This window comes from Streptomyces sp. BK340 (genome assembly GCF_007827595.1).
Taxonomy (GTDB): domain Bacteria; phylum Actinomycetota; class Actinomycetes; order Streptomycetales; family Streptomycetaceae; genus Streptomyces.
This window is the reverse complement of the sequence record NZ_VISR01000027.1, coordinates 133,890-148,442: the sequence shown is the minus strand read 5'-3', so window position 1 is coordinate 148,442 and position 14,553 is coordinate 133,890. Positions and strand designations below refer to the sequence as shown.

The following is a 14,553-nucleotide window of genomic DNA, read 5'->3' as shown; positions in this document are numbered from 1 at the left end:
GGGGGCTGCGGCCCCCTGGAACCCCGGTTTGTCACGCCGCGGTGCCTCCCGCGTAGTCGCTGTCGAACGTCGTCTCGATCGTGGAGGCCACCGGCTGGGCCACGCCTGTGCCGGTGAGGATGATGCCGAGCTCCCGGTTGTTGCTCAGGGAGTTGCTGCTGATGTTCATGGAGCCTGCTTCCACTTCCTGGGTGGAGAGGCCGTAGTCGACGACCATCGCCTTGGCGTGGATGTAGAGGCCGTTGGGATCGGAGTAGCCCACGACCTTGCCGCCCGCGGACTTGATGGCGGAGACCTGGCTGGAGTAACTGGACGGGTTCTCCAGGACCACGCGTACCGCCACGCCCGCCCTGGCCCCAAGCCGACCGTCCTCGCCTGGCGGCACTCCGCGTCCTGAGCGCGGGCTCCTCCTGCCGGCCTGCGCCCAGGCCCGGCGCCGGTCGACAAGCCGTCGGCAAGAGGAGCCCGCGCCCGGGCGTAGCGTAGAAGCCATGACGAAGTACGGATCCTTCCCCGGTACGCGTCCCCGGCGGCTGCGCACCACCCCCGTCATGCGCCGAATGGTCGCCGAGACCCGGCTGCACCCGGCCGACTTCATCCTCCCCGCCTTCGTCCGCGAGGGCATCAGCGAGCCCGTGCCGATCGCGGCCATGCCCGGCGTCGTCCAGCACACCCGCGACAGCCTGAAGAAGGCGGCCGCCGAGGCGGTGGAGGCCGGGATCTCCGGGATCATGCTGTTCGGCGTGCCGGAGGAGAGCAAGAAGGACGCGCTCGGCACTCCGGGGACCGATCCGGACGGGATCCTCCAGGTCGCCATCCGCGATGTGCGCGCCGAGGTCGGCGACGACCTGCTCGTCATGTCCGACGTGTGCCTGGACGAGACCATCGACCACGGGCACTGCGGTGTCCTCGACGCCGAGGGGCGGGTCGACAACGACGCCACCCTGGAGCGGTACGCCGAGATGGCTCAGGTGCAGGCCGACGCCGGCGCCCATGTGGTCGGCCCCAGCGGCATGATGGACGGTCAGATCGGGGTCATCCGCGACGCCCTGGACCAGATCGGCCGCGAGGACGTCGCGATCCTCGCCTACACCGCCAAGTACTCCTCCGCCTTCTACGGCCCCTTCCGGGAGGCCGTCGCCTCCTCGCTGCAGGGCGACCGCAAGACGTACCAGCAGGACCCCGCCAACTGGCGCGAGTCCCTGCGGGAGCTGGAGCTGGACCTGGCCGAGGGTGCCGACATGGTGATGGTCAAGCCGGCCGGTCCCTACCTCGACATCCTGGCCCGGGTCGCCGACAGCGTGGACGTCCCGGTCGCCGCCTACCAGATCTCCGGCGAGTACTCGATGGTCGAGGCGGCCGCAGAGAAGGGCTGGGTGGACCGTGACCGGGCCATCTTCGAGACCCTGACCGGCATCAAGCGCGCCGGAGCGCGGAACATCCTCACCTACTGGGCGACCGAAGTGGCGCAGAAGCTGCGCTGACGGACACGGTTCGAGATCGTTCCGGTTCCGAAAGGGTGGCGGACCGGACTCGGTGCGGCCGCTGTTCGGAAACGGAACGAACTCGGTTCCGGTAACGTCCGGCGGCCGTGCGGGGAACGGTCGGTGATCATGTACCGACCTGTCCCGAATGCGATGTTCCGGACGTGCCGCAACGCGAATGACGCGCCCTCGTCAAACCCCTAATCTCTGCGCCTGGCCTGATCCGTTCCGGAGGGTCCGAACGTCGATCCCTGGGGGGTTGCCATGAGCTGGTTCGTCGAGGCTCTGAAGAAGTACGCAGTGTTCAGCGGTCGCGCGCGCCGCAAGGAGTACTGGCTGTTCATGCTGTTCGCGTGGATCATCTACGTCGCGCTGGCCGTCGCCGCCGCGGCGGCCCACGCGCCCTACATCGTCGGCCTCGCCGTGGTCTTCCTGCTGCCGGCCCTGGGCGTCACGGTGCGCCGACTGCACGACACGGGCCGCTCCGGCTGGTGGATCCTCTTCGGGATCGTGCCGCTGATCGGCTCCATCGTCCTGCTGGTCTTCTACTGCTCGGACAGCCAGGCGGGCGCGAACAAGTACGGCCCGAACCCGAAGGAAGTCCCGGCGTTCGCGTAACGCCCCGCGCGTCGCCGTCCGTCGTCCGGCGACCGCACACCGAGGCCGCCCGGGCAGTCGCCCGGGCGGCCTCGACGGTTCACCAGCCGGCGATGTCGTCCAGGTCGTGCTGCCAGTACGTGACCTTCAGCGAGCTGTCGTAGTACACGCCCTTCGCGGGCAGCGCCGGGGTCGCGGAGGCGCCGCCGCTGCTGTTGGGGGTCTTCCCCTGGAAGCCGACCACCAGCTTGTGGCCCGTCGTGCCGCCCTCGCCGCTGCCGTCGGCGGCGGAGAGCAGGACGGCCGCGTACCCGGACTCGCCGGGCGCGAGGGTCGTCACGGCCTGCGGGTGGGTCTCCTCGTCGGCCTGCGGCACCCACTGCATCTCGTCGAAGCGCAGGATGGGGAAGTAGGTCAGGTCGCAGTACTTCGAGCCGGTGTTCCTGACCGTGATGATCATGTGGTTGAGCGGTCGGGACACCGGCTGCGCGGTGACCTTGGTGTTGGACCCGTTGCACAGGACGCGGTTCTTCGGGTCCCACGGGTCCGAGGAGCGGCCCGAGCCGGCGGACGACGAGCCCGGGGAACCGGAGGATCCCGAGCCCGACGACGTCGAGGAGCCGTTGGCGGAGCCGGAGGAGCCGTTGGCGGAGCCCGACGAGCCCGAAGCGGAGCCCGAGTCCGTCGATTTGCCGGAGGCCGGGACCACGGTGCCCTTGCCGCCCGTGGCCGGGGCCTCCGTGAAGGAGGTCTTCGAGGCACCTTCGTCCCTCGTCCCCGTGCCGCTGCCGCACGCCGTGAGGGCGAGCGCGGTGAGGGCGACTCCGGTGACCGCGAACAGGTGGGTACGACGGGTGCGCATGGCTGGTCTCTTCTCTTGGCCGAGTGGTGGCGTGCTTGGATGGCCACAGCTTGTGGGGCGGTCCGTCCCGCCTGCCACACCCGGCGGAGGACCAGGGACGCTGGAATGCCCGCATAGGCTCTGAGCTGGGGAGATGTCCCCTCCCTGGAACGCGGGGACGGGACACGGGGAGATGGAGGAACAGTGCCGGACAGCACTGCTGGCGCCGCTTTCGCCGAGCTGTTAAGGGAGTTGAAGGACCGGTCGGGGCTCAGCTACGGCGTCCTGGCCAAACGGCTCCACATGAGTACGTCGACGCTGCACCGGTACTGCAACGGGGACGCCGTACCGACCGACTACGCCCCGGTGGAACGCCTGGCCCGCCTCTGCAAGGCCTCGCCGGACGAACTGGTCGAGCTGCACCGGCGGTGGGTGGTGGCGGACGCGATGCGGGGCCGGGGCAAGGCGGAGGCGACCGGCCCGGGGCCGGCGGAGACCACTCCCGCGCCCGTGCCGGCGGAGAACACGCCTGAGCCCGAGCCGGAGTCGCCGGTCGAGCCGGAGCCGCCGGCTGAGCCGGAGCCGCCGACCGGGCCGGAGCGGCTGGCCGAGCCGGTTGTCGAGGCACCGGACGCGCCGACGCCCACCGTGCGTCGTCGTACCCGTACCGTCGTCGCCGCCGGGATCGCCGTCGCCGCTGTGATCGGTGCCGTCGCGCTGGCCGTGAACCTGACCCCCGGCGGCTCGGACGCCGGGGACGGCCGTCCCCTCGCGGCGGCCTCGACGCCGGGTCACGCGACGGCGGGCGGACACACCTCTAAGGCACCGCGCACCCGCACCTCGCCGTCCGCCTCCGCCTCCGTCTCCGCGTCACCTTCGGGTTCACCCTCGGAGCCGGCCGAGGCCGAACCGAAGTCGGACGACAAGGGCAGGGCCGAGTCCGCCGGCGGCGCCTCCGACGCCGCTCCGCTGACGGTGGCGACCAGCGCGTACACCTGGGACAGCCCGTGCGACGGGCGCTACTTGATCAACCGCCCTCCGGCCGAGGTGGCCCCGCCGCCGACCGAGGACGCCGCGACTGCCTGGGTGGCCGCGCACGGTGCCGTCTCGTCGGGGAAGCAGGAGGTCACGCTCACCGTGCAGGGCACCGGCAAGCAGACCGTGGTCGTGGAGAGCCTGACGGTCCATACGATCACCAAGCGCACACCGCTCGCCTGGAACGACTACGCCATGGCCTACCCCGGTGTCGGCTGCGGCGGGAAGGTCCCGACCCGCTCCTTCACCGTCGCGCTCGACTCCGTGCGTCCCGCCGTCCAACCCGAGTCAGGGCAGCAGGACTTCCCGTTCAAGGTCAGCGAGTCGGACCCCGAGGTGTTCCACGTAACGGCCGAGGCCTCGGCGTACGACGTGAGCTGGTCCCTGTCGCTGGCCTGGTCCAGTGGCTCCCGCCACGGCGTGCTGCAGGTCGACAACCACGGCCGGCTGTTCCGCACGAGCGGCAACAACGGCCGTCCCGCCTACGAGTTCCCGCTGGGCGGCTCGGGATGGGTCAAGGAGGGCACCACGATCCCGGAGTGAGGCGGAGAACCTCGGCGGTTCTCCGGGTGTCCGGATCGCGGAATTACGGGTGTAGAGGGCATGTAGTCCCTAGGCTGCGCGCGGAGAGGCAGTTCCCGGAGCCGAAGGAGAGCCGACCATGTCCGTCGCCGAACCCGCACCGCCCCGCGCCGCCGTTCCGCCGCTCGCGGCCCGTGCCCGCAGCGTGGGCGGCTCGCCCGTCCGGGACATCCTGGCGGTCACCGCACGCCCCGAGGTGATCAACTTCGCGGGAGGTCTTCCGGCCCCCGAAATGTTCGACCACGAAGGCATAGCGGCCGCGTTCCGGGACGTGCTGGCGGAGATCCCCGCTCAGGCGCTCCAGTACGCCACCACGGAGGGCGAGCCGCTCCTCCGGTCCGGCCTGGCGGAGCGCATCACCGCGTTCGGCCTGCCCACCGCCCCCGACGACCTGCTCATCACCACCGGCTCCCAGCAGGCCCTGTCCCTGCTGGCGACGGCGCTGATCGAGCCCGGCGACACGGTGCTGGTCGAAAGCCCCTGCTATCTGGCGGCACTTCAGGTCTTCGGGCTGGCGGGGGCGCGGGTGGTGGCCGTGCCCGGGGACGAGGACGGCGTCGACCCGGCGGCCCTGGGGGAGGCGGTGCGGCGCGAGCGCCCGAAGCTGCTCTACCTCGTCCCCACCTTCCAGAACCCCACCGGCCGTACGATGCCGACCCCGCGCCGCGAGGCCGTCGCCGCCGTGGCCGCCCGCCAGGGTCTGTGGATCATCGAGGACGACCCCTACGGCGAACTCCGCTACGACGGCACCCGCCCGCCCTGGATCGCCGCCTGCCCGGGCGCAGAGGACCGTGTCGTCCTGCTCGGCTCCTTCTCCAAGGTCATGGCCCCCGGTCTCCGCCTCGGCTGGCTCCGCGCGCCCGCGGAGCTCCGGCGCGCGTGCACGGTCGCCAAGCAGGCAGCGGACGTGCACACGGCAACCGTCAACCAGCTCGCCGCGGCCCGCTATCTGCACGTCCTGGACGCCCACGTGGCCCGTGTCCGCGCCGTCTACGGCGAACGCCGGGACGCCATGCTGGCCGGCCTCCCCCACGTCCTCCCCGAGGGTTCCACCTGGAGCCGGCCCGAGGGCGGCATGTTCCTGTGGGTCCGCCTCCCGGAGTCGTACGACACCACGGCCCTGCTCCCCGCCGTGGTGAAGCAGGACGTCGCCTACGTCCCCGGCGCCCCCTTCTACGCCGGCGCCCCCGACCCCTCCACCCTCCGCCTGTGCTTCGTCACCCAGACACCGCAGGAGATCGCGGAGGGCCTGCGGCGACTGGGCAGAGGGCTGCGGGGCTGAGCGTCGCCGACGGGCGTCAGTCCCACCAGAAGGACCAGGCCGGCTCGCCGATCAGCCCCTTGGCGTACGCACGCAGGGTGTCCGGGCCGTTCTGCGTGATGTTGTCCGGGCAGAACGCGAAGTGCTCCGCCGCCACCGCCTCGGCCTCGGCCAGGGTGGCCGGCGGCGCGGCGACGGACACGGTCAGCGTGTCGAAGGTCAGCGCCACCACCCGTATACCGAAGCGGTCCTCCCAGGAGCGCAGCACGCTGCACAGCCGGGCCACGTCGTCCTCGTAGTTCAGCGGCCCCGACCAGCCGATCGCCGCCGGGATGTCCGCGGACCGCCGCGCCGGAACGAGGGCAAGGTGCGGGTCCTTCAGCCAGGCCCGGGTGCCGTCCGCCAACGAGTCCGCGACCTGCGCGGCCCGGGTGTCCGGGTCGGCGGTGGGGGAGAGGGCGGGCGCGAGACCCGGCCACTCGGTCCCGAACGGCTCGGCCTCTTCCGTCAGTTCATCCTCCGCGCAGTCCTCCCAGTACTCCACGAGGACGTCCTCGGCGTCGTGATCGCCCGGGTACGACACCTCGTCCGGTGCCAGCCCCCAGTTCACCGGCCCGCCCTGCTGGTCGTGCACATCCACCAGCACGGGAAGCAGCCCGGCACGCGCGGACGGTGCGCCGAGCGCCTTCCAGGTACCGGGCGCGGCCGCCTTCTCCGCATGCCACAACAGCGGCTCGTGCCAGGGGCCTTCGTCCGTCGCGTCGATCAGTCTGCCGGGCGGCAGCTGGAGCCCGAGGGACCGACCACTCGGGTCCGTCGTCAACTTGGGCAGCGGGTTGGGAAGAGTCGCCATGTCAGTGACTGTAAGGGGCGGCACTGACAACGCTAGCGCGAGGCGAACTCCGTGAAGGAAGCCCAAGTGGCCGGTGCGATCCGGAGGGTTGGGGCGTCGGAGGGGTTCTGCTTCGAGTCGCGGATGTGGACGGTGTGGGAGGAGGCGGCTACTTCGAGGCACTGGCCGCCCTCGCTACCGCTGTAGCTCGACTTGAACCACTGAAGTGCTTCGGCGCTCATTGTTCTCCTACCAGGCGGTCGAGCAGGCCCATCGAATCCTGCGTGGTCAGGGCCTGTGTCCGCAGCATCGCATACTTACGCGAAAGGATGGACACCTCATCTGCGTCAGAGACCCACTGGCTGCCGCGTTGCGACTCGGTGTACGCGACATGTTGGTGGTCAGGGGTTTCCAGAAGCGTGAACGGGCCGTCGACCCCTGCGTGGCAGGGACTGCTCAATGGCAGGACCTGGAGCGAGACGCAGGGCAGTTCGGCCATCTCGCGCAGGAACCGGAGCTGTTGCCTGCACACCCCGGCCGATCCCAGCTGCAGGAGCAGCGCGGGCTCCCAGACCACGAAGCTCAACGTCGGCGGGTTCTTTCGGTGCAGGATCTCCTGGCGGTCGAGGCGCAGCCTCAGTGAGTTCTCCAACTGCTCCTCGGCGTAGGCCGGAACACGGTTCTGCAGGACTGCACGCGCGTACGCGTCGTTCTGGAGCAGACCGGGGATGACCGCGTTGTCGTACCAGGACAATGCAATCGCCACCCGCTCCTGATCCATGTACTCCTCGGCCCACATCGGAAATTGATCCACCTCCGGAAGGTTGGCCACTCCCGCCGTCAGCGTCCCCTTGGTGCCCAGGAATTCGTCGAAGATCTCGGCGATGTCCTGCTTCAGCGACCGTCGGCCCTGTTCGATCGAGGCGATCGTCTCCTCGTTGATGTTCAGCGCGGCACTCAGGCCCGACTGGCTCAGACCTGCCGCCCTGCGCGCCGTGGCGAGCTGGCGGCCGAGCATCCGCATGGCCGACTGGTTCTTCCGAGAAGTCGTCATGCTGCTGAACTCCCACGCCTGCCCGTGCCCGACCCCCGCACAATCCCGTACAAACGCTTTGTACGGGCTCACTCACTGATCCAGCCTAGTGACTCTGCGCGACAGTCGCCCCGTGAATACACAACCCGAACTCCTCTACCACCGCGACCAGTTCTACGGCCGCGCCCGCCGGTCCGTGCCCGCGGCCAGGCGGTTCGCCGAGTGGTCGTTGAGGTACTGGGGGCTGGCCGAATGGGACCGCTCCGCCGATCTGTCGCTCTGCGTGAGCGAGTTGGCCACGAATGCGCTGCTGCACGGGGCGCCGCCGGGGCGGGGGTTCCTGTTGCGGCTGCGGTACGACGGGCTGGTCGTGCGGGCCGAAGTGCATGACAGCGGACCCGGTGTGCCGAGGATCGCCGACGACCCGGACGAGGGCGGGCGTGGGCTGCTGCTCGTCGCCGCACTCAGTGACAAGTGGGGCGTGGCGCAACGCAGCCCCGGGAAGCTGGTGTGGTGCGAGTGGTACCGGGACGCCGTGGGTGCCGACCGTGTCACGGTCGGCACCCGGACGGGGTCGTGTCCTTACGCGGCGGAGAGCGCGTCGGCCGCGGAGGGCTCCCAGACCGAGATCCGCGGGGCGTGAACGTGTGCCTTCACCGGGATACGGAGGGTGTCGCCGCTGTCCAGCTTCACGGTCAGGTACGAGGTGTCGCTGCCCTGCCCCGGGGCGTCCTGCTGGTCGAGTGCGACGCCCTCGTAGTTCGACTGTCCGGGACGCAGGATGTTGGGACCGCCGCCGATACCGCCGGGGGTGGTTGCCCGGACGCGGCCGTCGAAGGTGACGAGGCCGATGATGCCGAGATCGCAGCGGGCGCCGCTGGTGTTCTTGGCGGTGATCAGCAGGTGGTTCAAGGGCTGTGAGACCGGGGCGGCGGTGACCGTCAGCTGGCCGGCCCGGCACATCCCGGCTCGGGTGCCGCCGCCGGACGCCGTGCCCGAGCTGTGCGTGCCGGTCTGCCGGGCGGCCGTGGGCGTGGCCTTGGCCGAGCCGTTGCCCTTCGCTGCTGTTCCGGTGGAGGCGAGGGACGCGTCGACGGTGGGCGAGGCGGTGGCGTGCGCCGGAGCCGATGCGGTGGCGGCCGTGCCGGTGGGAGCGGAACCCGTGGCGGAGCCGGGGTCGCAGGCGACGAGGGCGAAGGAGCCGAGGGCCAGGGTGGCCGTGGAGACCAGGAAGCGCTGGACGGACATGTGGTGCTTCTCCCGTTGGTTGGTTCGGTCGGGGCCGGATCGGGTGAACCGGCCGATGACCTGAACCGTGCGGTGCGATCCGTCTCACCCGCTAGATTCCATGGGTAGTTGGGAACCCTGAAACGGTTCCAGGCCGTCTGAACTGGGGATACGTCGGGGCCTGGAACGCCGTTCTGGGACGGTGGGGGAGAGGCGATGGCGGACGAGTCACAGGAACTGGCGAAGCTGCTGCTCGCGCTGAAGGAGCGTTCCGGCCGCAGCTACGGCGCGCTCGGCAAGCGACTCCACATCAGCACGTCCACGGTGCACCGCTACTGCAACGGCACGACGGTGCCGAACGACTACGCCCCACTGGAGCGGCTCGCCCGCGTGTGCGGGGCCACTCGGGACGAGTTGGTGGAGCTGCACCGCCGCTGGATCCTGGCGGACGCCGCTCGCCGCCGGGCGACCGAGACGACCGGCACTCACGAGGTCGAGGTGGTCGCTGATCACGCCGAGGACTCCGCCGAGGTCGAACCGGCCGGTGCCCCCCATGTCGCCGTAGTCGCCGACGTACCGGCCACATCGGAGGCGTCGGCCGAACCGCCATCGACCGCAGCCCCGGCCGTACGGCCCCGCAGGCGGCGGTCCGCCGTCGTGGCCGCTGCCGTCGTGAGCGCAGTCGCCGTCACGGCTGCCGTGGCCGCTGCGGCCACGCAGTTCGGATCGGCCTCCGACAGCGGGGAGAGGACCGCACCGCGTGCGGCCGGGCAGTCCGGTGCCGCACGTGACGCGGCGACCGCGTCCGACCGTGCAACGGCCGGGACGTTCGCCCCGGCGTCCACCACATCGCCGTCCTCATCAGCCCATGCCAGTCGCCGGCCCGGGACGCCGACGGAAGCCGGCAAGCCTTCGGAGAGCGGCGGCACGGCCGGCGACACCGCACCGCCGTTCCACGTGAACGTCCTGACGAACAACTGGGACAGCCCCTGCGACCAGTGGTTTCTCCTCCAGCGCCCGCCGGACCGCGTGGCTCCGCCGCCGGCCGGTCAGGCCACCGACGGCTGGGCGGCCTCCCAGGGCGCCGCACCGGCCGGGCACCTGCGGCTCCAGGTCACCGTGCAGGGCAGCAGCAGCCGGCCCGTCGTGCTGCACGCGCTCCGTGTCGTGACCACCAGCAACCGCACGGCGCCGAAGGGCAATGCCTACATGATGGGCAGCGGGTGCGGCGGTGACCTGGCACCCGCCTCGTTCGCCCTCGACCTCGACACACCGTCCCCGAACGCCAAGCCGGTGCCCGGTCACGAGGGAAACATCACGACGCGGGCGACGAACTTCCCGTACAAGGTGTCCGTCGACGACCCGGAAGTGCTCAACATCGACGCGAGCACGGACAGCCACGACGTCGGCTGGTACCTCCAACTGAGCTGGAGCAGCGGAGACCAGCAGGGCACGGCCCGGATCGACGACCACGGAAAACCGTTCCGCACGGTGGGCATGCGCGGCGACAAGGCCTACTGGTACAACGCCGTCGGCGTCGGCCAGTGGCTGCCGTACACCGCGTCGAACGCGGACTAGAAGCAGCCGGGAGCCGCCCGGGGCCGTTCCGGACGAGTGTGGTGACAGGTTCCTCCGGACTCGGCGTCGAGCTGGGCGGTGGTCTCGTCGTGGTGGCCGAGCATGCGGGCGACCACGGGAGCGGCGGGAGCGTCCCTAGGCACCCGGGCCGGGCCCTTGCCGCGGCCAGTCGGGGGCGGGATCCTCGGCGAGCAGCGGCCGGAGGGCGCCGAGAACCGCGCCGATGCAGACGTCGCGCAACTGGGTGCGGGTACAGATCTCGTGGGTGAGCCAGTCGACGCAGAGGACCTGGACGAAGACCAGCCAGCTCTTCAGGACGCCGGACACGGCCTCGCGTGCACTCTCGTCCGCGAGTGGGAGTACGCCCAGCAGCCGCGCGCGGAGCACGTCCAGCTCGTTCGTCATGATCGTCTGGATCACCGGATCGCCGGCCAGGACCCGGTTCGCCGCGAGGACGGCGTTGCGGTTCGCCACGAAGTAGTCGAGATGGACATCCATACCCTGGATGAGTTGTTCCACCAGGGAGTCGGCGGGATCGAGCCGCGTCTCGGCGAGCAGCTGGTCGGCCGCCTGCTGGTAGACGGCTGCGAAGAGGGCCTGCTTGCTGGGGAAGTGACGGTAGAGCAAGGCCCGGGAGACACCGGCCTCTTCGGCGACCTCCTCCATCAGCACGTCGGCGTACGCGTGTGCGGCGAAGAGCCGTGCGCCGACGGCGAGGAGCTGGGCGCGGCGGTCGGCGGGGGTGAGCCGCTGGCGGGGAGGCACGAATGAAGTCTAGTTGACATGCATCTACTAGCGCCTCCATTGTAGTAGACGTGTGTCAACTAAGCTCCGCCAAGACGGCTTGGAGGCAAGGGTGGCCAGGGTTCTGCGCATACTCACACAGCTGATGGGCTGGTCCTGTGTGGCGATCGGCCTGTTCCACGTGGCGCTCGGCAACGCGGCGATTCCCGGGGCCGGTTCCGCCGGCACGACCGTCGACAGCTGGGGCCGATTCATGGGGGCCAGCTTCGTCGGCTACGGACTGGCCTGGCTCTGGGCCGCGCGGCAGCGTCCGATCCCGGCTCGGGCGGTGCAGTGGCTGGCCGGCGTTTTCCTGCTGGGCGGTGTGGGCCGGCTGCTCTCGCTCGCCGTGCACGGCTGGCCGCAGTGGTTCCAGATCGTGTTGGCGGTGATCGAGCTCGGCCTCCCGCCGGTCTTCTTCCGGCTGGCCGACGCAGAGGAGCGGACCCTGCGCAGCGACGTGGAGGCCATGTCCGCCGGGCGGTGAATGCGCGCGAGCTCGTCCGATCGAACGCTTGGGCGGGGAAGCCGACCCTGGGGGTATGGAATCACGTGATCGTCGACAGCGGAGTTCGAGGGCCTCTGGGGCATGGGCCGTCCTGCTCGGCGACCGGGAAAGAGTCATCGGGCGTCCCGTGGGACGTGATCACGGTGTTCGGCCGTCGGGTCAGGCCGCCCAGCGGCATTCCGGCGAAAAGGGCCGGGACGGGCGAGGGCGGGTCGCCGTGCCGGACCAAGACCCCAGCGTCTTCTTGGAGGACGTCACCGCCGCGGACCTGCCCGCCCACGAGGGCGCCTCACCTCGACGGGACCGGCTGGACCGGCGCGGGAGTGCGCTTGACGGCGCGGCTGACGATGGCCGTCTCGACGTGGGTGATGCCCAGGCCGACCAGGTCCCGGGAGAGGAAGCCGTAGAGGGCCGTCAGGTCCGGGAAGTACGCGGCCGCGTGCAGGTTCGAGGGCCCCGACGTGGCGAACGCGCCGTGCACCGAGGGGTGGTCGGCCAGTGCCTGCCCGGCGGCGGCCAGATGGTCGGGGGGCACGTGCAGCAGGAGTTTGGCCTCGATGGGCAGCCCGAGGCGGTGCGGATCGACCAGGACCTGGGTGATCAGACGGCCCTGGGCGGCCAGTCGGGCGAGGCGGCGGCGCACCGTGCTCTCCGGGTGGCCGGTGCGCGCGGCCAGGGCCGCCGAGGTTAGACGCGCGTCGGGGGTGAGGGCGTCGACGAGGGACTGTTCCAAGGCATCGGTGTCGACGCCGTAAGGGCCCGGGGAACCGGAAGCGGTCGCCCCAGGGACCGGCTCGGCCGGGCACAGCGCCGCGCGTTCGGGCGCGGTCAGCACCTGGTGACGCCACTCGGAGGTGAGCCGGAAGACGTGCGAAGCATCTGGATCCCGCCGGTCCCAGATGATGCAGAGCCCCGCTCGATCTCAGGGCGAGGCAAGAGATCCCGGAGTCCGTCTCGCGGGATCTCCGCCCCAGCCCTGATCACCAATCCGTCAGAGCTTCTCAGGCGTCCTGATCCCCAGCAGCGCCATGCCCTGGTGCAGGGTGCGGGCCGTGACGTCGCACAGGAAGAGGCGGTTCTCCACCTGCTCCGGCGTCTCGGCCTTCAGGACCGGGCACTTGTCGTAGAAGGTCGTGTACAGGGACGCCAGCTGGTACAGGTACGCGGCCAGCTTGTGCGGGGCGTACTCCTTCGCGGCCTCGGCCACCGTCTCCGCGAAGGAGTCGGCGTGCAGGCCGAGGGCGCGCTCGGCGTCGACCAGGGCCAGCTCCGGGTGAGCCGCGGGGCGGACCTCGCCGGCCTTGCGGAGGATGGACCGGATACGGGCGTACGCGTACTGGAGGTAGACGGACGTGTCGCCGTTCAGCGAGACCATCTGGTCCAGGTCGAACTTGTAGTCCCGGTTCGCCGAGGTCGACAGGTCCGCGTACTTCACCGCGCCGATGCCCACCTGGGCGCCCCGCTCGGCGATCTCCTCCTCGGACAGGTCCTGGGCCTTCTCCCGGACCACGGCCGAGGCGCGGTCGATCGCCTCGTCGAGGAGGTCGACCAGCCGGACCGTCTCGCCCTCACGCGTCTTGAACGGCTTGCCGTCCTTGCCGAGGACCGTACCGAAGGCCAGCTGGAACGCCGTGACGTCGTCGTTGAGCCAGCCGGCCCGGCGGGCGGTCTCGAAGACCATCCGGAAGTGCAGGGCCTGGCGGGCGTCCACCACGTACAGGAGGGTGTTCGCCTTGAGGTTGTAGACGCGGTCGCGGATCGCCGAGAGGTCGGTGGCCGCGTAGCCGTAGCCGCCGTCGGACTTCTGGACGATCAGCGGGACCAGGTTGCCGTCCGGGCCCTTGATGTCGTCGAAGAAGACGCAGAGGGCGCCCTCGGAGCGGACCGCCACGCCGGACTCCTCGAGCAGGCGGCAGGTCTCGGCCAGCATGTCGTTGTAGCCGGACTCGCCGACGATGTCGGGGTCCTGGATCTCCATGTCCAGCTTCTCGAAGACGGAGAAGAAGTAGATCTTCGACTCGTCCACGAACTTCTGCCACATGGCGAGGGTCTTCGGGTCGCCCGCCTGGAGGTCCACCACCCGGCGCCGGGCGCGGGTCTTGAACTCCTCGTCGGCGTCGAACTTCTTCCGCGCGGCCTTGTAGAGGCGGTCGAGGTTCGACATCGCCTCCTCGCCGGTCACCTGGGCGCTCTTGTGGTCCAGCTCGTGCGGGTGCTCGTCCAGGTACTGGATGAGCATGCCGAACTGGGTGCCCCAGTCACCGATGTGGTGCCGCCGGACCACGTTCTCGCCGGTGAACTCCAGGAGCTGGACGACCGAGTCGCCGATGACCGCCGAGCGCAGGTGGCCGACGTGCATCTCCTTGGCCACGTTCGGCTGCGCGTAGTCGATCACCGTCGTGCCCGGCTCCGCGGCGAGCGGCACGCCGAGGCGGCCCGTCTCGTCCGCGTACCGCGCGGCCAGGTTCTCGGTGATCGCCCGGTCCGTGATCGTGATGTTCAGGAAGCCGGGGCCGGAGACCTCGATCTCCTTGATCACGTCACCGGCGACGACCTGGGAGACGACCTGCGTGGCCAGCTCCCGAGGGTTCGCCTTCGCCTTCTTGGCGAGCGCCAGGATCCCGTTGGCCTGGAAGTCGGCCCGGTCGCTACGTCGCAGCAGCGGGTCCGCGCCGGCGGCCTCCGGCAGGGAAGCCGAGAGGGCGGACGCGAGGCGCTGCTGGACGGAATCGCTGAGGGACGTGACCGAGGCCATAGGAATGGGTGCCGTTCTCCTCGTGGGGATGGATAGA

General features: G+C 70.6%; 16 protein-coding genes. 7 read left to right on the top strand and 9 right to left on the bottom strand.

Annotation, left to right across the window (positions count from 1 at the left end; translation table 11 throughout):
- Positions 1-31: 31 nt before the first annotated feature.
- Complete coding sequence (locus FB157_RS36075) at positions 32-343, bottom strand: phospholipase D-like domain-containing protein (protein WP_261386756.1); 312 nt, start codon at positions 341-343, stop codon at positions 32-34.
- A gap of 148 nt (positions 344-491) precedes the next feature.
- Here FB157_RS36075 and hemB point away from each other — a divergent pair, with 148 nt between their 5' ends.
- Entirely contained in the window at positions 492-1,484 is a 993-nt protein-coding gene (hemB, locus tag FB157_RS36070; RefSeq protein ID WP_145884931.1) for a porphobilinogen synthase, read from the top strand.
- Positions 1,485-1,748: 264 nt separating this feature from the next.
- Entirely contained in the window at positions 1,749-2,102 is a 354-nt protein-coding gene (locus FB157_RS36065) for a DUF805 domain-containing protein (RefSeq protein ID WP_145884930.1), read from the top strand.
- Between the two features lie 79 nt (positions 2,103-2,181).
- On the opposite strand, the gene FB157_RS36060 is transcribed toward FB157_RS36065, so the two are convergent.
- Entirely contained in the window at positions 2,182-2,943 is a 762-nt protein-coding gene (locus FB157_RS36060; RefSeq protein WP_145884929.1) for a DUF4232 domain-containing protein, read from the bottom strand.
- Positions 2,944-3,126: 183 nt separating this feature from the next.
- Here FB157_RS36060 and FB157_RS36055 point away from each other — a divergent pair, with 183 nt between their 5' ends.
- The gene (locus FB157_RS36055; protein ID WP_145884928.1) at positions 3,127-4,500 is read left to right on the top strand and encodes a helix-turn-helix transcriptional regulator; all 1,374 of its coding nucleotides are present in this window, start codon (positions 3,127-3,129) and stop codon (positions 4,498-4,500) included.
- Positions 4,501-4,618: 118 nt separating this feature from the next.
- A complete protein-coding gene (locus FB157_RS36050; RefSeq protein WP_145884927.1) occupies positions 4,619-5,821 on the top strand; it encodes a PLP-dependent aminotransferase family protein in 1,203 nt (400 codons plus the stop codon).
- A gap of 16 nt (positions 5,822-5,837) precedes the next feature.
- Here the strand turns inward: FB157_RS36050 and FB157_RS36045 are convergent, their stop codons facing one another.
- From FB157_RS36045 to FB157_RS36035, 3 genes are read right to left on the bottom strand one after another with little or no spacing between them, the layout of a single operon-like run.
- The gene (locus FB157_RS36045; protein ID WP_145884926.1) at positions 5,838-6,653 is read right to left on the bottom strand and encodes a DUF4253 domain-containing protein; all 816 of its coding nucleotides are present in this window, start codon (positions 6,651-6,653) and stop codon (positions 5,838-5,840) included.
- A 32-nt stretch (positions 6,654-6,685) separates the two neighbouring features.
- Positions 6,686-6,874: a DUF397 domain-containing protein gene (locus FB157_RS36040; protein ID WP_145884925.1), complete on the bottom strand. Its 189-nt coding sequence runs from the start codon at positions 6,872-6,874 to the stop codon at positions 6,686-6,688.
- Complete coding sequence (locus FB157_RS36035; protein ID WP_261386755.1) at positions 6,871-7,686, bottom strand: helix-turn-helix transcriptional regulator; 816 nt, start codon at positions 7,684-7,686, stop codon at positions 6,871-6,873. The genes FB157_RS36040 and FB157_RS36035 overlap by 4 nt, the downstream gene beginning before the upstream one ends.
- Positions 7,687-7,798: 112 nt before the next feature.
- Between FB157_RS36035 and FB157_RS36030 the strand changes: the two genes are divergently transcribed.
- Positions 7,799-8,308, top strand: a complete 510-nt coding sequence (locus tag FB157_RS36030; RefSeq protein WP_261386754.1) for an ATP-binding protein — start codon at positions 7,799-7,801, stop codon at positions 8,306-8,308.
- Here FB157_RS36030 and FB157_RS36025 read toward each other — a convergent pair.
- The gene (locus tag FB157_RS36025) at positions 8,248-8,913 is read right to left on the bottom strand and encodes a DUF4232 domain-containing protein (RefSeq protein ID WP_145884923.1); all 666 of its coding nucleotides are present in this window, start codon (positions 8,911-8,913) and stop codon (positions 8,248-8,250) included. The two genes, FB157_RS36030 and FB157_RS36025, sit on opposite strands and share 61 nt — an antisense overlap.
- A gap of 195 nt (positions 8,914-9,108) precedes the next feature.
- On the opposite strand from FB157_RS36025, the gene FB157_RS36020 reads away from it, so the two are divergent.
- A complete protein-coding gene (locus tag FB157_RS36020) occupies positions 9,109-10,470 on the top strand; it encodes a helix-turn-helix transcriptional regulator (protein ID WP_145884922.1) in 1,362 nt (453 codons plus the stop codon).
- Positions 10,471-10,605: 135 nt separating this feature from the next.
- Here the strand turns inward: FB157_RS36020 and FB157_RS36015 are convergent, their stop codons facing one another.
- Positions 10,606-11,235: a TetR/AcrR family transcriptional regulator gene (locus FB157_RS36015; protein WP_145884921.1), complete on the bottom strand. Its 630-nt coding sequence runs from the start codon at positions 11,233-11,235 to the stop codon at positions 10,606-10,608.
- Positions 11,236-11,326: 91 nt separating this feature from the next.
- Here FB157_RS36015 and FB157_RS36010 point away from each other — a divergent pair, with 91 nt between their 5' ends.
- Positions 11,327-11,740, top strand: a complete 414-nt coding sequence (locus tag FB157_RS36010; RefSeq protein ID WP_145884920.1) for a DUF4345 domain-containing protein — start codon at positions 11,327-11,329, stop codon at positions 11,738-11,740.
- 310 nt (positions 11,741-12,050) lie between these two features.
- Here the strand turns inward: FB157_RS36010 and FB157_RS36005 are convergent, their stop codons facing one another.
- On the bottom strand, positions 12,051-12,596 hold the full coding sequence (locus tag FB157_RS36005; protein ID WP_261386753.1) for an Lrp/AsnC family transcriptional regulator: 546 nt from the start codon (positions 12,594-12,596) through the stop codon (positions 12,051-12,053).
- A gap of 156 nt (positions 12,597-12,752) precedes the next feature.
- A complete protein-coding gene (gene argS / locus FB157_RS36000; RefSeq protein WP_145884918.1) occupies positions 12,753-14,516 on the bottom strand; it encodes an arginine--tRNA ligase in 1,764 nt (587 codons plus the stop codon).
- Positions 14,517-14,553: the final 37 nt, after the last annotated feature.